The sequence below is a fragment of the Nocardia vermiculata NBRC 100427 genome (genome assembly GCF_001613265.1).
Lineage (GTDB): Bacteria > Actinomycetota > Actinomycetes > Mycobacteriales > Mycobacteriaceae > Nocardia > Nocardia vermiculata.
In genome coordinates this window covers 130,717-146,984 of record NZ_BDCA01000020.1, presented here as the reverse complement: position 1 = coordinate 146,984, position 16,268 = coordinate 130,717, and the positions used below count along the sequence as shown (strand labels likewise).

The window sequence follows — 16,268 nt, the reverse complement described above, 5'->3', positions numbered from 1 at the left end:
GACCGGCACGTTTACGCATACCACCGGAGATCTCACCGGGCAGCTTGGTTTCCGCACCGAGCAGACCGGTCAGCTCGAGCTTCTCCATCACGATCTGCTTGATCTCGGATTCGTTCTTCTTGGTGTGCTCCCGCAACGGGAACGCCACATTGTCGAACAGGTTCATCGACCCGAACAACGCACCGTCCTGGAACAACACACCGAACAGCTTGCGGATCTCGTAAAGCTCCTTGTTGGAGCAGGTCGTGATATCGGTGCCATCGATGAAGATGGACCCACGCTCCGGGCGCAACAAACCGATCAACGACTTCAGGAAGACAGATTTACCGGTACCGGAGGGGCCGAGCAGAGCACTGACTTCACCCGACGGCAACGTCAAAGTGACGTCCTGCCAAATCCGCTGGGACCCGAAAGATTTCGTAACACTCTCGGTCCTGACCTCGACGCCCACGTCAACCTCCACAATTCTTCTGACGAGCGCCCACGGCCGCGTCACTATAATTCAGCGCGGTGTGACGCGCCACACTGGGGTGCGGTCACTGTATCGCATGGCGCTCGGTGCGCGATACGCTACCTGACCGGTCGGTAGTAAATGTCTCCACCGGCCACTCCACGCCACGCGGCCCCGAACCTCGTGGGGATATACGAAAAGGGCGGCCCCGCACCGGGACCGCCCTTTCTGATGCCGATTACCGCAATTACTTGACGGAAACCTTCGCACCGGCCTCTTCGAGCTTGGTCTTGGCGGCCTCGGCGGCATCCTTGGCGACCTTCTCCAGGATCGGCTTCGGGGCACCCTCGACCAGGTCCTTGGCTTCCTTCAGGCCCAGGCCGGAGACGAGCTCACGCACAACCTTGATGACCTGGATCTTCTTGTCGCCGGCGCCCTCGAGGACGACGTCGAACTCGTCCTGCTCCTCGGCAGCCTCGGCGCCACCGGCGGCCGGGCCGGCAGCAGCGGCAACCGCGACCGGAGCGGCAGCGGTAACCTCGAACTTCTCCTCGAACTTCTTGACGAAGTCCGACAGCTCCAGCAGGGTCATTCCGCCGATGGTCTCGAGCAGCTCGTCCACGTTGGCCATGGTGTTTCCTTTCGGTAGGGATCATCCCCGCATCGGCGGAGAGAAAAGAGTTTCGGGTGTGACTTATTCGGCGGCTTCGCCGCCACCTTCGGCACGCTTCTTGTCCTCGAGCGCGGCGAACAGGCGAGCAACCTGACCGGCCGGAGCGGCGAACAGCCCGGCAGCCTTCTGCATGTTGCCCTTCATGGCGCCGGCCAGCTTGGACAGCAGCACCTCGCGCGACTCCAGGTCGGCGATGCGCTCGACCTCGGAGACCGACAGCGCGGCACCGTCCATGTAGCCGCCCTTGATGACCAGCGCCTTGTTGTCCTTGGCGAAGGTCTTGAGGGCCTTTGCGGCGTCGACCGGCTCACCGCTGATGAAGGTGATAGCGGTCGGACCGACGAACAAGTCATCCAGGCCTTCGACGCCCGCCTCAGCGGCCGCACGCTTGACCAGGGTGTTCTTGGCGACGGAGTAAGTGGCACTGCTGCCCAGCGCACGACGCAGTTCGGTCAGGTTGCCGACCGACAGACCACGGTATTCCGTGATGACAGTGGCCGTCGCGCTCTTGAACTGCTCGGTGATCTCCGCAACCGCGGTGACCTTCTCTGGTTTCGCCATACTTCGCCTCCTCTCTGGATGGTCGGTTCTGCGATGAACTACCGACTCGGAGGCTGAGCCCGGGGCGACGCCGACCCGGAGACAAAGCAAACGCCCCGGACGCAGAGCGATCCCGGGGCGTACAAGAACTCGATACGAGCGCGAAGCTCACATGTTGTCCCTACCTCGGCTCTCCCTGCGTGGGCCGCCGGCAATATCGCCGGACCTTCGACTGCCTGACGGCAGCAACCAACGGTCTTCGGTAGAACGATTGGGGGTGATCACTGAACAGGTCAGCGACCATCTAGAAGGGTAACAGAGTCTGCTCTACCACCCAAAATCGACGCCCGGCCGCTCGTCGATCCCGGCCGGGCACAGCAACGGCCGGTACGAATTCCGTACCGGCCGTTGCTGATTCAGCGTGCGATTACGCGTCCTCTTCGGTGAGGTTGCGGGTGCGGTTCGGGTCCACCGGGATGCCCGGTCCGGTGTTCGTCGAAATCGTCACCTTCTTGACGTAACGCCCCTTGGCGGTCGACGGCTTCACCCGCAGGATCTCCTCCAGCGCGGCGCCGTAGTTCTCGACCAGCTTCGTGTCGTCGAAGGAGGCCTTGCCGATCACGAAGTGCAGGTTGGCCTGCTTGTCGACGCGGAAGTTGATCTTGCCGCCCTTGATGTCGTTGACAGCCTTGGTCACATCGGTGGTGACCGTGCCCGTCTTCGGGTTCGGCATCAGGCCGCGGGGGCCCAGCACACGCGCGATGCGGCCGACCTTGGCCATCTGGTCCGGGGTGGCGATCGCGGCGTCGAAGTCCAGCCAGCCGCCCTGGATGCGCTCGATCAGATCCTCGGCGCCCACCGCGTCGGCACCGGCAGCCTCGGCCTCGGCGGCCTTCTCACCGGCGGCGAACACGATCACGCGAGCGGTCTTACCGGTGCCGTGCGGCAGGTTGACCGTGCTGCGGACCATCTGGTCGGCCTTACGCGGGTCGACACCCAGACGGACCGCGACCTCGACGGTCGCGTCGGTCTTCGTGGTCGAGGTCTCCTTGGCCAGCCGCGCGGCGGCCAGCGGGGAGTAGAGCTGATCGCGGTCGACCTTGGCGGCCGCCTCGAGATAAGCCTTGCTTCGTTTTGCCATGTTGATCTGTCCTTGTCTAATGTGCGGCGTTCCCGGGCCCTGCGTGGTAACGCTTCGCTGCCGCCTCCGGGCCTGCGCTCACGCCGCGATTCGTAAAGTCAGAAGTGGTTGTCGGGACTGGCCGTCCCTCCCACCGGGGGAGTCACCTGTCGCGCCGGACAATGCCCGCACGCGAGCGCAAGGGACTAGTCGCCGACGGTGATACCCATCGAGCGAGCGGTACCCGCGATGATCTTCGCCGCCTGATCGATGTCGTTGGCGTTCAGATCTTCCTGCTTGGTCTTGGCGATCTCGCGGACCTGATCCATGGTGACCGAGGCGACCTTGTTGCGGTGCGGCTCAGCGGAGCCCTTCTGCACACCGGCAGCCTTGAGCAGCAGCTTCGCGGCGGGCGGAGTCTTCAGCTTGAAGTCGAACGAGCGATCTTCGAAGACCGTGATCTCGACCGGAATGACGTTGCCACGCTGCGACTCGGTCGCGGCGTTGTACGCCTTGCAGAACTCCATGATGTTGACGCCGTGCTGACCCAGGGCAGGACCCACCGGCGGAGCCGGGTTGGCCGCACCGGCCTGGATCTGGAGCTTGATGAGCCCAGCGACCTTCTTCTTCTTGGGGGGCATCTTTCTTTCCTTGGTTTAGGTTCCTTACGGAATTCCGTAAGCGTGGTCCCGGGGCGAAATCCCGGAAGACTTAGATCTTCGCGACCTGGGTGAAGGCCAGCTCCACCGGGGTCTCGCGGCCGAAGATCGAGACCAGGACCTTCAGCTTCTGCTGTTCCGCATTGACCTCGGAGATGCTGGCGGGCAGCGTCGCGAACGGACCGTCCATCACGGTGACCGACTCGCCGACCTCGAAATCGACCTCGATGGCCGGCTTCGCGGGTGCCTCGGAAACGGTCTCCGTGGCCGCCGCGGATCCTGCCGCCGCGGCAGCAGGCTTCTTCTGCTGCTGCTCGGCCGGGACCAGGAACTTGACGACCTCGTTGATCGTCAGCGGCGACGGACGGGAGGTAGCGCCGACGAATCCGGTGACCCCGGGCGTATTACGGACCGCGCCCCACGACTCGTCGTTGAGGTCCATCCGGACCAGGATGTAGCCGGGCAGCACCTTGCGTTGCACGCTCTTGCGCTGACCGTTCTTGATCTCGGTGACCTGCTCGGTCGGTACCTCGACCTGGAAGATGTAATCCTCGAGGCCCAGGTTCTGGGCACGGGTCTCGAGGTTGGTCTTCACCTTGTTCTCGTACCCGGCGTAGGAGTGGATGACGTACCAGTCGCCGGGGGCGCGCCGCAGCGCCGCCTTCATCTCGGCAACCGGGTCGGAAGGCTCGTCCACGGGGGCGGGCTCCGCGGTGGCAGCATCGTCGGCTGCGGCGGCCGCGTCATCGGAGGACGCCTCGGTCCCCTCCGAGGTGGTCGCCTCGCCGGCGGTCGTCTCGGCCGCCTCGTCGTCGACCGGGAACTCGTCGGTTGTGCCGTTCTCCGGGGTGCTCACTGGGCACTCGCTTCCTGTGTCGTCACGTACATCCACTGCGTCGGAGGTGAATCCGGCGGATGGTTTTCCGTCGCCGCCCGGCGGGAACGGCGCAGCGCCCAGGGCACTGCTCCTGGCGCCGACGCATCAGCTAGCCGAACAGCCAGTTGACACCCTTGATGAGCGCCACGTCCAACCCGCTGATGAACGCGACCAAGAAGACCACGAACACCAGGACAACGCTTGTATAGGTGACCATCTGCTTGCGGTTGGGCCAGATCACCTTGCGCAGTTCCGCGATGACTTCCCGCAGGAACTTCACCAGGCGCTTGAAGGGATTGCCCCGACCGCCTTCGACGGACTTCTTCTTCCCCGCCGATTTGGACGCCTTACGCGATGCCGATTCCGAACCCGAGGCTCCGCCACGATCGATCGTGGCGATACCACCGGTGTCGCTGCTCGAAGCGGATCCTGCGCGAGCCCGGCGAGACGAGCGCTTACCACTCGGCCGGCTGACGGCAGCGGTGTCTTCGTCATCGGCGTCGTGTGCGCCGTGGCGAATGTCCCGCTCGTCGCTCACGTGAACCCTTTCCTCTCGCTGGCATCCAGTGCAGGGGCGACAGGACTTGAACCTGCAACCTGCGGTTTTGGAGACCGCTGCTCTGCCAATTGAGCTACGCCCCTTCGGCTGGACTTCGTTCGGACGTCATTGCCTTCGTCCAGCCACGGTATCTGTTCAGTTGTGCTTTTCCGGGGCCACACAACACGCGCGCCACTCCGCCGGTACACCGGCCCCGGCGAACGAATCCGCCTGGAACCAGCCCTTCAGAGCAGCGCGCAATGGCTGGCGACCCCAGAAATCCGAGTGTACGTTACCGCCCTGTCGGATAGCCAATCGGGCCCGGCATCCGCAGCCTGCGCACTTCCACGCTACCGGGTACCGGCGCCCATCATGCCAGCTGCACCGTCGCGGTCGCGCGGCCGAAGATCTTACGACCGCCGGATTTGGCGACGATCGCGATCACCGCGGTCCGGGCCTCGGGGTCGACCGACTTCACCTTGCCGGTGAACTCCACCTCGGCGGCCTCGTCGCTGGGCACGTAGACGGGGCTGGTGAAGCGCACGTTGTATTCCTTCACCGCACCCGGATCGCCGAGCCACGAGGTGACGAAACCGCCACCGAGGCCCATGGACAGCATGCCGTGACCGACGACATTGTCCAGGCCCGCCAGCTTCACGACCTCGTCGCTCCAGTGGATCGGGTTGGCATCACCGGACACGCCCGCGTAGTTCACCAGATCGCCGCGCGTCAGCCGCACCGTGCGGGGCGGCAGCACGTCACCGGCGGCCACGCTGTCGAAGGACCGGGTCCGGGGACCGACCGTGACCTCCGGAATCGTGGTCAGCGGCACCGGCGGCTCGGTGAGCGGCGGCTCCGCACTGGGGCGATCGGGCGCCTCCCCCATGCCGTGCATGAGGATGTTGCGCACCGCGCCGGCGATATTGGGATCCACATCGCCGCCGCTCCGACCGACGAGCGTGGTGTAGGTGGTGAGTACCAGTTCGTCGTTCTGCGCGGTGACGATGTTCTTGGTGACGATGATGTCGCCGCCGAACGCCTGCCGGAACGAATGCAGATACACGTCACAGGTGAGCTGGTCGCCGACCCTGATCGGCCGGTGGAACTCCAAGATCTGATCGGTCTGCATGATCTGGCTCAGGTCGTAACCGGTGACGACCTGCTCGAACAGCTTGCGCTGGGCCAGGATGCCGACCAGCGAGATGAAGGTCACCGGGGCGATCAGCCCGTCGTGGCCGTGCTCTCGGGCCGCGGCCTCGTCCCAGTGCACCGGGTGATAGTCCTGCACGGCACGTGCGTACTCACGTACTTTCTCGCGACCGACCTCGTAGTAGTCGTCCACGCGATAGTGGTGGCCGACCATGGCGGCGGCGTGGGCCGACGGGTCGAACGGCTCGTCCGCGTGCTGAGAGTCCACTGCTTCGGTCTCGGTGTTGATTGTCACGGAAAGAAAATCCCTCTATCCGACTCCGTTCCCGGAGTCTGCGGAGCGTGAACTACCGCACGAACGGCAAATGCCGGAGCGGGTTGATAACCTGCTCCGGCATTCGGGTCTTACTCGGGTCGGCGCGGTTCACGGAAAACCGAGGGGTTCTGTGAACCTCTCTCGATTCCGGCACCGACTTCTCGCGGGCAGTATGCACGCGATGAGTTCTAGCGAGATTCGCGGTGCGCCCGGTGGGTGCCGCAGTTGGGGCAGAACTTCTTCAGTTCCAGACGATCCGGATCGTTACGCCGGTTCTTCTTGGTGATGTAGTTGCGATGCTTGCACTGCTCGCAGGCCAAGGTGATCTTTGGCCGGACATCGGTGGACTTCGCGGCCACGATATGCCTTCTTTCCGGGTCAACCTGACGGGGTATCAGTTTCTGTAGCGATGGCCGGACTTGAACCGGCGACACAACGATTATGAGTCGTTTGCTCTACCGACTGAGCTACACCGCCATAGGGTCGGCTTGCGATGGTGGCGCCTATCCCTTGGCAGCCCTAGACATGCCGTCGGTCGCACCACCGGCAATCCGGCGAGCCCCCTAACGGAATCGAACCGTTGACCTTTTCCTTACCATGGAAACGCTCTGCCGACTGAGCTAAGGGGGCATGGCTACTCTCGCTCCGAGTTCGTATGTCTCTCACCCGGGGCGCTGAAGCCTTGAACGAGAGTACACACAACAGTGGAGAGTTACCAAACCAGCAGGTGAGAGAGGTAATTTCGGTCCATCTCGGACCACCGCCGCGCCCGGCGGGTGAGAGGGCAACGCGGGCACCCCGGTAACCGAACAAAAAAGGGCCCTCCCGGATTGGGAGGGCCCTTTTCAGGTGGCGGATGAAGGATTTGAACCTCCGAAGCTTGCGCGGCTGATTTACAGTCAGCTCCCTTTGGCCGCTCGGGCAATCCGCCTTGCGTGCTGCATCAGCACCTGGAGAGAATACAACGATCAGGGCACTCGGATGCAAATCGGCTGGCCAGCGGGGTGCTGTCACCGATGCGGGCACGCCGGGGTACAAAGTGGCGTACCGGATTTCCGGGTGAATTGTGAGCCGTGAGACAGGAGCGCACCGTGGCCGATTCGTCATTCGATGTCGTCAGCAAGGTCGACCGGCAGGAGGTCGACAACGCCCTCAACCAGGCTGCCAAGGAGCTGAGCACCCGCTATGACTTCCGCGGCACCGGCGCGAGCATCGAGTGGTCCGGCGAGGAGAAGATCGTGCTGACGGCCGAAGCCGAGGAACGGGTGAAGGCTGCGCTGGAGGTGTTCAAGGAAAAACTGATCCGTCGCGACATCTCGCTGAAAGCGTTCGAAGCGGGCGAACCGGCGGCGTCCGGAAAGACCTACAAGATCACCGGTGAGCTGGTGCAGGGCATCTCCGCGGAGAATGCGAAAAAGATCGCCAAGAAGGTCCGTGACGAAGGCCCCAAGGGCGTGAAGGCACAGATCCAGGGAGACGAACTGCGGGTCAGCAGCAAGAAGCGGGACGACCTGCAGGCGGTGATCGCGCTACTCAAGGGCGCCGATCTCGATATCGCCCTGCAGTTCGTGAACTACCGCTGACAGATCCGATCAGTACCGGCGGGGCCCGCCCGCCATCTGCTCGAGACGCTGAATACGTTCGGCCATCGGTGGATGAGTGGAGAACCAGCGGGCCATCTTGTCGCCGGCCCGGAACGGATTGGCGATCATCAGATGTGACTGCGAGGTGAGCTGGGGCTCGGGTGGCAGCGGAGCCGCCTGCGTGCCGCGCTCCAGTTTGCGCAACGCAGAAGCCAACGCCAGCGGGTCGCCGGTGAGCGCTGCGCCGTCCTGATCGGCCTGATACTCACGGGAGCGCGAGACGGCGAGCTTGATCAGGCCCGCCGCGATGGGCCCCAGCAGCGACACCAGCATGATGCCGATGATGTTGGGGCCCTCACCGTTGCGATTGCCGCCGAACATACTCGCGAAGAACGCCAGATTCGCCAGGCCCGAAATCACCGCTGCCATGGCGCCGGCGATCGAGGAAATCAGGATGTCGCGGTTGTAGACGTGCGACAACTCGTGCCCCAGCACCGCCCGCAACTCCCGCTCGTCGAGGATCTGCAGAATGCCGCTGGTACAGCAGACCGCGGCATGGCGCGGATTCCGGCCGGTCGCGAACGCATTGGGCGCATTGGTCGGGCTGATATAGAGCCGCGGCATCGGCTGCCGCGCGGCGGTGGCCAGCTCACGCACGATCTTGTAGATGACCGGCGCCTCCAGCTCGGACACCGGCTGCGCGTGCATGGCACGCAACGCCAGTTTGTCACTGGCGAAATAGGCGTAGGCGTTCATGCCCACTGCCAGCAGAATCGCGACGACCAGGATTGTCGGGTTACGGAACATCGCACCCGCAAACACGATCAGCGCAGACAGGCCGACCATCAGCCCGAAGGTCTTCACACCGTTCGCGTAACCATGCATGTCAGATCAACGACCGGCGGTGAGCTCCGGTTCCACTGCATGTGTGATATTCGGCGACGAGATTTCGGTCACCTCACCCGACACGTTCGATCGTGTAACGCACCAACCGCGCGAGCGCGTCGTTTGCCGGTCCCTGCGGCAACGCGGCCAACTCTGCATGCGCGATATCGGCATAACTCTGCAATTTCCGCTTCGCCAGCACCATGCCGTGCGAGCGTGACAACAGATCCAGCGCCTCGAATACCTCGCTGTCGGATTCGAGCGGCCGCGCCAGCAACGTCCGCAGCCGATCCCCCTCCGGGCCTTCGTCCCGCAGCGCGTACAACACCGGCAGGGTATGCACACCTTCACGCAAATCCGTGCCGGGAGTTTTTCCCGACTGTTCCGACGCCGACGAAATATCGATGATGTCGTCGGAAATCTGGAAAGCGGTACCGACCACATCGCCGAGCCGGGCCAGCCGCTCCACATCGTCGGGACCTGCGCCGGAGAACGTCCCGCCGAACCGGCCCGACGCCGCGATCAGCGAACCCGTCTTCTCCCACACCACCCGCAGATAGTGCTCGACCGGATCCTGAGACTGCTTGGCGCCCAATGTTTCCCGCATCTGACCGGTCACCAGTTCGGCGAAGGTCTCCGCGATGATGCGCACCGCGTCGGGACCGAGCGTCGAAACCAACCGCGACGCGTGTGCGAAGACGTAGTCCCCCGACAGGATGGCGATACTGTTGCCCCAGCGAGCATTCACACTGGGGGTACCGCGACGCATGGACGCCTCGTCCATCACATCGTCGTGGTACAGGGTGGCGAGATGCACGAGCTCGACGACCACCCCGGCGGTGATCAGATCCGGATCGTCCGGGCGCGGGCCGAGCTGACCGGTGAGAATGGTGAACAGCGGACGGAACCGCTTCCCGCCCGCCTGCGCCAGATGTAGCGCCGCCTCCAGCAGGAAATCCTCCCCGTCGGACAGCTCCCCGACCAGCAGCTTCTCCACCTCGTCGAGCCCACTACGCACTGTGGTCGCGAGCTCAGGATCGCCGAGATCGACCCCGGCGACCACGGTGCTTTCATCGCTCACAGCCGATGCGCTCATGTCTTCTCCCAATGCCGCGTCCGTCCCACACCGAAGAACCTAGCTTGTCGTGTTTTCGGGCTGCATCTTTGGCCTCCGCTCCGCTTCGGCAGGGGTTTCGGCCCCCTTGGCCTCGATTTTTCCCTCCTACGCTCAGTCGCTGCGCTCCCTCGCTCCGTCAGTCCAAAATCGAGGCGGGCCGAAACCCTTTCATGTGCGCACTCGCGAAAAAGTGTGCCGAAGGGAGCACACTCGTCAGGTTACGGGAGCGGGCGTATTTGGGAAGGGGTGTGTGCTGGGGACAGATCGGAGACACCGTGCCGGGATGGGCGGGGCCGGCACGGTGCGTTCTCGTATCACTATGGGTGCACTCGATCGGGCGCTGGGGCTGCCCGCTCCGCTCGTCCTGGAATGTGAGCAGAGGCCGCCCATGACATCGGGGGGCGTGCTTGCGAGTATTAGGGCATGGGTTCAGCCGAGGCGGGTAACGGTGATTCGACAGGACAGCCGCGCGAAGGTGCGGCTGCGTCGGCACGCGGCGCCGCTCTGCCGGGCCGGGTCGAAGTGCTGGTGGTCGGGGCGGGGCCGGCCGGTTCCGCGGCGGCGGCGTGGGCGGCTCGATCCGGGCGGGATGTGCTGCTCACCGATGCCGCGGTCTTTCCACGGGACAAGACCTGCGGTGACGGGCTGACACCGCGGGCCACCGCGGAACTCGAGGCACTGGGGCTCGGGGACTGGGTCCGCACCCATACCGTCAACCGCGGGTTGCGGATGGCGGGCTTCGGCCGCGAAGCGCTGCTGCCGTGGCCGGGTGGCTCCTTCCCCACCTACGGAAGCGCCGTCCCCCGTACCGAGCTGGACGACACCTTGCGCGAGACCGCGGTGAAATGGGGCGCGCGCATGGTCGACGGTGCGCGGGTGACGGAGGTGGCCCGGGACGGGGACCGCGTGACGGGGGTGACGGTGCGGACCGACACGGGGTCGCACGTGATTCGCTGTGACACCCTGATCGTTGCCGACGGGGTGCGCTCACCGGTGGGCAGGATGCTGGGCCGTGTCTGGCATCGTCGCTTCGCCTACGGTGTGGCCGCACGGGCCTATATTCGCTCCGCCCGCAGCGACGACGAGTGGATCACCTCGCATCTGGAACTGCGCGACGCCGCCGATACCCTGGTGCCCGGCTACGGCTGGGTGTTTCCGCTGGGCAATGGTGAGGTCAATATCGGTGTGGGATCGCTCGCGACCGAGCGCAGACCCTCCAACATCTCCTTGAAACCGCTGTTGCAGCATTATGTTTCGCTGCGGCGCGAGGAGTGGCAGTTCGAGGGCGAGGCGCGCGCGGTCGCTTCGGCGCTGCTGCCGATGGGAGGTGCGGTCTCCCGGATCGCCGGGCGGAACTGGGCCCTGGTCGGCGATGCCGCCGGATGTGTGAATCCGCTGAACGGCGAGGGGATCGACTACGGGCTCGAAGGTGGGCATCTGCTGTCGAGGCTGCTCGACGAGCCCGATCTGAGCACGCTGTGGCCGGATCTGCTGCGGGCGCGATACGGGCGAACCTTCTCGGTGGCGCGCCGAATCGCGGCGCTGGCCACACATCCGGGCATGGTGCCGACCGGCGGACCACCGCTGATGCGCTCGGCGCTGTTGCAGCGCATCGCGGTGCGGGTGATGGGCAATCTGGTCGACGAGCAGGACACCGATCTGACCGCACGCGCTTGGCGGGCCGCAGGTCGGGCCTCATTACGCTTCGACGAACCGGCTCCCTTCAGCTGACCCGCGTCCCGTCCGTTGTCGGTGGCACCCACCATAATCGGAGGCGACCAGCACATTTCGGTCCACGGGAGGCAGCGGTGGGTAGTCGTACGGGATCCGGCCCACGCCGCGGTCGGGCGCCGTCGGTACCCGAGGACCTGCTCCCCCATCTGCGGCGGGCGCGCGATCTGGCCGATCGCGAGTACGCCCGTCCACTGGATGTGGACGAATTGGCCGCAGCCGCCGGGGTGTCCAAGTATCACTTCCTGCGCTGTTTCGCGGCCACCTACGGCCGCACGCCGGCGTTGTATCTGGCCGAACGGCGTATCGAACGAGCGCAGGACCTGCTGCGCGTCGGCAATGTCACCGTCACCGAGGCGTGCATGCTGGTCGGCTATTCCAGCCTGGGATCGTTCAGCCGCAAGTTCACCGAACTGGTCGGGATGTCCCCCTCGGCGTACCAGGCGAAGTTCGCCGCGGACGGTGCACCGCGCATCCCGGGCTGTTACGTGTTCATGCACGGCCTGTCCGATCGCCGCCCGCCGTCCGGCACCGCAATTTCGGAGAAGCCCGGCGGGGGCCGCCGGTCATAGCCTGGTCCACATGACGACGATCACGAACATTTCGCTGGTCACGGTGTACGTGACCGACCAAACCGCGGCCAAGCAGTGGTACCTCGACATGCTGGGCTTCGTGGAGGTCACCGACATCTCGATGGGCGACAACGGCTTCCGCTGGGTCACCGTGGCCCATCCGGATCATCCCGAACTCGAGGTGACGCTCATGGTTCCGGGGCCGCCACTCGACGAGCACATGGCCGAGGCCGTGCGCCGCGCGCTGGCCAACGGTTCGATGGGTGCGCTGGGACTGCGCACCGCGGACTGCCGGAAGGCGTACGAGGAGCTCACGGCCAAGGGAGTGGAGTTCGTCCAGCCGCCATCGGAACGGCCCTACGGGGTGGAGGCGGTGCTGCGCGACAACTCCGGCAACTGGCTGGTGCTGGTGGAACCGCGCGCATTCGATCCGGCCGGCGCCGACTGGTCACCGTAGCCACCCGGCGCCCGCACCGATCAGGCTTCGGTCCGCTCGGTGAAGTACTTCTCGGCGAATTTCCGTTCGCTGTCGAGCACCCGCTGCTGCACCTGTTCGGCGAGTGGTTCGATGGCCCCGCCGACCAGCGCGACCTTCACCTTCACGGTGCCGGTGACCTCGAGTTCGGAGCCGGTGGCGGTGCCGCGCAGCAGGTACTGTCCGGTCATATCGGAGGAGATGCCGGTCGAGGTCGCGCTGAAGGTGCCGCGGGCGCTGTCGCCGTCCAGCGGGCCCCAGTCGTCGGTGCGTTCGAGGACCAGATCGTTCTTCAGCACCTTGCGCACGATGGCCGGGATCTTGTCCGGGCGGGCCCGCTCGGTCATGCGCAGGTGGATGGTGCCCGGACCGTGCGGCCGAGCCAGTTCGAGCGTCGCGGTGGCAGCGCCCTCGAAACGAGCCTGCCAGAATTCGTCGCTGGTGAGAGCCCGGTGCAATTGCTCGACCGGGACGGTGTAGGACACGGTGAAGCGGAAGTTACGGGACATGAGCGCACAGGCTATCCGAGCGATGCAATAGCCTGGTGCGGTGTCGGAAACCACCGGGTCCGCTGCGCTCGAGCAGCAGACCGAGACCGGTTCCCCGCGACTGCGCCGGACCCGGATCACCCTTGTCGTCATCGCCACCGCCGTCAGCGTGCTCGCGGTGCTGCTGGTGCTGGCAGCGTGGCGCGACGATATGCTCATCAGCTCCGATAAGGGTGTGACCAGCGCCGAAGTACTGTCGGCGGGCAGGTTGCGATCCGCGGTCACCTACGTCACCCCGGACGGTGTCACACATAATCCGAAGGTCGGGGTGCTGTATCCGACCAAACTGACCGCCGGCGAGCGGATCAACGTCGAATACAGCCGCAGCGATCCGGAGCTGGTCCGGGTAGCCGGTCGCGATGCGCGGGTAGCGATCATCCCGGCCCTGTCGGTGATCGTGGTGGTGTGGGCGGTCGCGCTCCCCGTGCTCTGGGCGCTGCGGCGGATCGCTCGAAACCCGCGGCGGCGGGCAGGTTAGGGTCACTCCCGTGGCGAAGACAGAGTCGTTTCGGGCCTCGCTGGACAAGCAACCGCACGAGGTCGCGTCCATGTTCGACGGCGTCGCGAAGCGGTACGACCTGACCAACACCGTGCTGACCGGCGGCCAGGACCGGTACTGGCGCTGGGCGACCCGGCGGGCGCTGGCCTTACGACCGGGCGAACGCGTGCTGGACCTCGCTGCCGGAACCGGGGTTTCGACCGCCGAATTCGGCAAGTCCGGTGCCTGGTGCCTGGCTCTGGACTTCTCCAAGGGCATGCTGGAGGCAGGCCGGTTCCGGCAGCTGCCGATGGTGAACGGCGATGCCACCGCGCTGCCGTTCGCCGACGATTCCTTCGATGCGGTCGCCATCTCCTACGGCCTGCGCAATGTATCCGAGGCCGATCAGGCCCTGCGCGAAATGCTGCGAGTCACCAAGCCCGGTGGCCGGCTGGTGGTGGCGGAGTTCTCCACCCCGGTCTTCGGGCCGTTCCGGACGATCTACATGGAATACCTGATGCGCGGGCTGCCGCAGGTCGCCCGGGCGGTCAGCAGCAACCCGGACGCCTACGTCTATCTCGCGGAATCCATTCGCGCGTGGCCGAACCAGCGGCAGCTGGCGACGCGAATCGCCGATGCCGGATGGTCATCGGTGAAGTGGCGCAATCTGACCGGCGGCATCGTCGCACTGCACCGCGGTTACAAACTCGGCTGAATCGGTACCGGGCGGGCAGCAACCGAGTGATGCTGCCCGGGTTCCGTGGCCCGCTATACCAGCGGCGGAGCCAGCCGAGCGAAATCGGGCAGACGGTAATAGGGATAATACGGATAGGGCGGGGTCACGGCGCTGACCTCGTCCAACCGAGCCACCTGCTCCGGTTCCAGCGTCCAGCCGACGGCGCCGAGGTTCTGGCGCAGCTGCTTTTCGTTCCGGGCACCGACGATCACCGTCGCGACCGTCGGGCGCGACAGCAACCAGTTCAGTGCGATCTGCGGCACGGACCTGCCGGTTTCGACGGCGATCTCATCGAGAACGTCGACCACGTCGTAGAGCAGTTCGTCGTTCACGGGCGGTCCGGCCGCAGCGGTGCTGTGCAGCCGGCTGCCTTCCGGAAGTGGCTGTCCGCGCCTGATTTTCCCGGTGAGCCGCCCCCAACCGAGTGGACTCCACACCATCGCTCCGACGCCCTGATCCCGGGCGAGGGGCATCAGCTCCCATTCGTAGTCGCGACCGACGAGTGAGTAGTAGATCTGATGGGAGATATAGCGCGGTTGTCCGCCGCGCTCGGCCGCGGCCAGCGATTTCATCAGTTGCCACCCCGCGAAGTTGGACGCGCCGACATGGCGAATCTTCCCGGCACGCACGAGATCGTCGAGTGTGGACAGCACCTCCTCGACGGGTGTGGCGGCATCGAAGGCGTGCAGCTGGAACAGGTCGAGATAGTCGGTGCCGAGCCTGCGCAGCGCCGCCTCGACCGCACCGATCAGCCGGGAACGCCCGGATCCTGCCTGCTCCGGTCCGGGACCGGTGGGCAGGCCGGCTTTGGTGGACACCAGCACTCGGTCTCGCCTGCCCGCGATCGCCCGGCCCAGTACCTCTTCCGAGGCACCGTCGGAATACACATCCGCGGTGTCGAACATGGTGACGCCCGCGTCCAGTGCCACGTCCACCATCCGCCGCGCCTGCTCGGCGTCGGTGTTCCCCCAGGCCCCGAATAGTTCTCCCTGGCCGCCGAAGGTGCCGGCACCGAAGCTCAGGGCCGGAACGAGCAACTCGGAGCTGCCCAGTCGACGATATTCCATGATCCAACCTTTAACGGAACTGTAGTTTCATTAACAATTGGCGCAGTACACTTTTCCAGACACTAATGAAACTGGAGGACCATTATGGCGCCGAATGCTGCCGTCCCCGGCTCGGTTCGGCCGGGTGGACGCACAGCCCGGGTCCGCGAAGCAGTGCTGCAGGCAGCAGGCGATCTGCTGGCCGAACACGGATTCGCGGCACTGGACCTCGCCGAGGTCGCCACTCGGGCACAGGTCGGCAAGACCACCGTCTACCGGCGCTGGCGCACCCCCGCCGGCCTGGTGGCCGAACTGCTCGGCGATATGGCGGAAACCTCACTGCCACACGCGGACACCGGTTCACTGCGCGGCGACCTGGTCGCCAATGCCCGCCTGGTCGCGCGCACCCTGACCGACGTGCGTCAGGGTCCGCTGTTCAAGGCGTTGCTGGCGGCAGGGATCTGCGACCCGGAAACCACTGCGGCGCTGCACCATTTCTACGATGTGCGGCTCACCGAGTGGGAACCGTGTATCACCGCCGCGATCGGGCGTGGCGAGATTTCACCGGAAACCGATGCCCGCGCGGTACTTTCCGCGGTGTCGGCGCCGCTGTACTACCGCTTCCTCGCCTCCGGTGACCCGATCGACGACGCGGTGGCGGTCACCGCCGCCGAGGCCGCAGTCACAGCAGCCCGGGCCGGCTTGTTCTCGCGGGTTGCAGGCCCGATGCAGTAGGGGGATCCTCGACAGTGCCGGTCCCGGAGAACCCGGTGT

20 protein-coding genes and 4 tRNA genes are annotated in these 16,268 nt (G+C 65.4%); 7 read left to right on the top strand and 17 right to left on the bottom strand.

Going from position 1 to position 16,268, the window contains the following annotated elements; genetic code table 11:
- The 13 genes from NV2_RS21105 to NV2_RS21045 all read right to left on the bottom strand — a co-directional run.
- Positions 1–451 (bottom strand): ABC transporter ATP-binding protein (locus tag NV2_RS21105; RefSeq protein ID WP_174550613.1); only part of this gene is annotated, 451 nt, incomplete at its 3' end.
- 247 nt (positions 452–698) lie between these two features.
- On the bottom strand, positions 699–1,082 hold the full coding sequence (gene rplL / locus NV2_RS21100; RefSeq protein WP_067877074.1) for a 50S ribosomal protein L7/L12: 384 nt from the start codon (positions 1,080–1,082) through the stop codon (positions 699–701).
- Between the two features lie 63 nt (positions 1,083–1,145).
- Positions 1,146–1,685 carry a 50S ribosomal protein L10 gene (gene rplJ / locus NV2_RS21095; protein WP_067877072.1) on the bottom strand — a complete coding sequence of 180 codons (540 nt, stop codon included), beginning with the start codon at positions 1,683–1,685 and terminating at the stop codon, positions 1,146–1,148.
- A gap of 406 nt (positions 1,686–2,091) precedes the next feature.
- Positions 2,092–2,805 carry a 50S ribosomal protein L1 gene (gene rplA / locus NV2_RS21090; RefSeq protein ID WP_067877068.1) on the bottom strand — a complete coding sequence of 238 codons (714 nt, stop codon included), beginning with the start codon at positions 2,803–2,805 and terminating at the stop codon, positions 2,092–2,094.
- Between the two features lie 185 nt (positions 2,806–2,990).
- A complete protein-coding gene (rplK, locus tag NV2_RS21085) occupies positions 2,991–3,425 on the bottom strand; it encodes a 50S ribosomal protein L11 (protein WP_067877065.1) in 435 nt (144 codons plus the stop codon).
- Between the two features lie 70 nt (positions 3,426–3,495).
- Positions 3,496–4,299, bottom strand: a complete 804-nt coding sequence (gene nusG, locus NV2_RS21080; RefSeq protein ID WP_067877062.1) for a transcription termination/antitermination protein NusG — start codon at positions 4,297–4,299, stop codon at positions 3,496–3,498.
- A 130-nt stretch (positions 4,300–4,429) separates the two neighbouring features.
- On the bottom strand, positions 4,430–4,858 hold the full coding sequence (gene secE / locus NV2_RS21075) for a preprotein translocase subunit SecE (protein WP_067877059.1): 429 nt from the start codon (positions 4,856–4,858) through the stop codon (positions 4,430–4,432).
- 31 nt (positions 4,859–4,889) lie between these two features.
- Positions 4,890–4,962 (bottom strand) — tRNA-Trp (locus tag NV2_RS21070).
- Positions 4,963–5,228: 266 nt separating this feature from the next.
- Positions 5,229–6,302: a fused (3R)-hydroxyacyl-ACP dehydratase subunits HadA/HadB gene (locus tag NV2_RS21065; protein ID WP_281198551.1), complete on the bottom strand. Its 1,074-nt coding sequence runs from the start codon at positions 6,300–6,302 to the stop codon at positions 5,229–5,231.
- A 209-nt stretch (positions 6,303–6,511) separates the two neighbouring features.
- Positions 6,512–6,682, bottom strand: coding sequence for a 50S ribosomal protein L33 (gene rpmG, locus NV2_RS21060; protein ID WP_011211653.1), 171 nt, complete (start codon positions 6,680–6,682; stop codon positions 6,512–6,514).
- Between the two features lie 45 nt (positions 6,683–6,727).
- Positions 6,728–6,800 (bottom strand) — tRNA-Met (locus tag NV2_RS21055).
- An 80-nt stretch (positions 6,801–6,880) separates the two neighbouring features.
- Positions 6,881–6,953, bottom strand: a tRNA-Thr gene (locus NV2_RS21050).
- A gap of 220 nt (positions 6,954–7,173) precedes the next feature.
- Positions 7,174–7,254: transfer RNA gene (locus tag NV2_RS21045), tRNA-Tyr, on the bottom strand.
- 160 nt (positions 7,255–7,414) lie between these two features.
- Here NV2_RS21045 and NV2_RS21040 point away from each other — a divergent pair.
- Positions 7,415–7,906 carry a YajQ family cyclic di-GMP-binding protein gene (locus tag NV2_RS21040; RefSeq protein WP_067877179.1) on the top strand — a complete coding sequence of 164 codons (492 nt, stop codon included), beginning with the start codon at positions 7,415–7,417 and terminating at the stop codon, positions 7,904–7,906.
- Between the two features lie 9 nt (positions 7,907–7,915).
- On the opposite strand, the gene htpX is transcribed toward NV2_RS21040, so the two are convergent.
- Together htpX and NV2_RS21030 are read right to left on the bottom strand one after the other, a co-directional pair.
- Positions 7,916–8,791 carry a zinc metalloprotease HtpX gene (gene htpX / locus NV2_RS21035; protein WP_067877057.1) on the bottom strand — a complete coding sequence of 292 codons (876 nt, stop codon included), beginning with the start codon at positions 8,789–8,791 and terminating at the stop codon, positions 7,916–7,918.
- Positions 8,792–8,864: 73 nt separating this feature from the next.
- Positions 8,865–9,887: a polyprenyl synthetase family protein gene (locus NV2_RS21030; RefSeq protein WP_067877054.1), complete on the bottom strand. Its 1,023-nt coding sequence runs from the start codon at positions 9,885–9,887 to the stop codon at positions 8,865–8,867.
- Between the two features lie 444 nt (positions 9,888–10,331).
- Between NV2_RS21030 and NV2_RS21025 the strand changes: the two genes are divergently transcribed.
- The 3 genes from NV2_RS21025 (at position 10,332) to NV2_RS21015 (ending at position 12,668) form a co-directional block, all read left to right on the top strand.
- Positions 10,332–11,639, top strand: a complete 1,308-nt coding sequence (locus NV2_RS21025) for a geranylgeranyl reductase family protein (protein ID WP_084475187.1) — start codon at positions 10,332–10,334, stop codon at positions 11,637–11,639.
- A 77-nt stretch (positions 11,640–11,716) separates the two neighbouring features.
- A complete protein-coding gene (locus tag NV2_RS21020) occupies positions 11,717–12,211 on the top strand; it encodes a helix-turn-helix transcriptional regulator (protein WP_067877051.1) in 495 nt (164 codons plus the stop codon).
- Between the two features lie 10 nt (positions 12,212–12,221).
- Positions 12,222–12,668, top strand: coding sequence for a VOC family protein (locus NV2_RS21015; protein ID WP_067877047.1), 447 nt, complete (start codon positions 12,222–12,224; stop codon positions 12,666–12,668).
- Between the two features lie 20 nt (positions 12,669–12,688).
- On the opposite strand, the gene NV2_RS21010 is transcribed toward NV2_RS21015, so the two are convergent.
- Positions 12,689–13,195 carry a DUF2505 domain-containing protein gene (locus NV2_RS21010; RefSeq protein ID WP_067877043.1) on the bottom strand — a complete coding sequence of 169 codons (507 nt, stop codon included), beginning with the start codon at positions 13,193–13,195 and terminating at the stop codon, positions 12,689–12,691.
- A gap of 115 nt (positions 13,196–13,310) precedes the next feature.
- Between NV2_RS21010 and NV2_RS21005 the strand changes: the two genes are divergently transcribed.
- Both NV2_RS21005 and NV2_RS21000 read left to right on the top strand, forming a co-directional pair.
- Positions 13,311–13,712, top strand: a complete 402-nt coding sequence (locus tag NV2_RS21005) for a DUF3592 domain-containing protein (RefSeq protein WP_373863600.1) — start codon at positions 13,311–13,313, stop codon at positions 13,710–13,712.
- 10 nt (positions 13,713–13,722) lie between these two features.
- A complete protein-coding gene (locus NV2_RS21000; protein WP_067877040.1) occupies positions 13,723–14,427 on the top strand; it encodes a demethylmenaquinone methyltransferase in 705 nt (234 codons plus the stop codon).
- A 53-nt stretch (positions 14,428–14,480) separates the two neighbouring features.
- Here the strand turns inward: NV2_RS21000 and NV2_RS20995 are convergent, their stop codons facing one another.
- The gene (locus tag NV2_RS20995; RefSeq protein WP_067877038.1) at positions 14,481–15,515 is read right to left on the bottom strand and encodes an aldo/keto reductase; all 1,035 of its coding nucleotides are present in this window, start codon (positions 15,513–15,515) and stop codon (positions 14,481–14,483) included.
- An 84-nt stretch (positions 15,516–15,599) separates the two neighbouring features.
- Between NV2_RS20995 and NV2_RS20990 the strand changes: the two genes are divergently transcribed.
- A complete protein-coding gene (locus NV2_RS20990; protein ID WP_067877035.1) occupies positions 15,600–16,229 on the top strand; it encodes a TetR/AcrR family transcriptional regulator in 630 nt (209 codons plus the stop codon).
- The last annotated feature ends 39 nt before the right edge of the window (positions 16,230–16,268 follow it).

Bases quoted from the DNA above. Each gene is read 5' to 3' on its own strand.
- rplL (WP_067877074.1), bottom strand. From the start codon at position 1,082: ATGGCCAACGTGGACGAGCTGCTCGAGACCATCGGCGGAATGACCCTG.
- rplJ (WP_067877072.1), bottom strand. From the start codon at position 1,685: ATGGCGAAACCAGAGAAGGTCACCGCGGTTGCGGAGATCACCGAGCAG.
- rplA (WP_067877068.1), bottom strand. From the start codon at position 2,805: ATGGCAAAACGAAGCAAGGCTTATCTCGAGGCGGCCGCCAAGGTCGAC.
- rplK (WP_067877065.1), bottom strand. From the start codon at position 3,425: ATGCCCCCCAAGAAGAAGAAGGTCGCTGGGCTCATCAAGCTCCAGATC.
- htpX (WP_067877057.1), bottom strand. From the start codon at position 8,791: ATGCATGGTTACGCGAACGGTGTGAAGACCTTCGGGCTGATGGTCGGC.
- NV2_RS21030 (WP_067877054.1), bottom strand. From the start codon at position 9,887: ATGAGCGCATCGGCTGTGAGCGATGAAAGCACCGTGGTCGCCGGGGTC.
- NV2_RS21025 (WP_084475187.1), top strand. From the start codon at position 10,332: ATGGGTTCAGCCGAGGCGGGTAACGGTGATTCGACAGGACAGCCGCGC.
- NV2_RS21015 (WP_067877047.1), top strand. From the start codon at position 12,222: ATGACGACGATCACGAACATTTCGCTGGTCACGGTGTACGTGACCGAC.
- NV2_RS21010 (WP_067877043.1), bottom strand. From the start codon at position 13,195: ATGTCCCGTAACTTCCGCTTCACCGTGTCCTACACCGTCCCGGTCGAG.
- NV2_RS20995 (WP_067877038.1), bottom strand. From the start codon at position 15,515: ATGGAATATCGTCGACTGGGCAGCTCCGAGTTGCTCGTTCCGGCCCTG.
- NV2_RS20990 (WP_067877035.1), top strand. From the start codon at position 15,600: ATGGCGCCGAATGCTGCCGTCCCCGGCTCGGTTCGGCCGGGTGGACGC.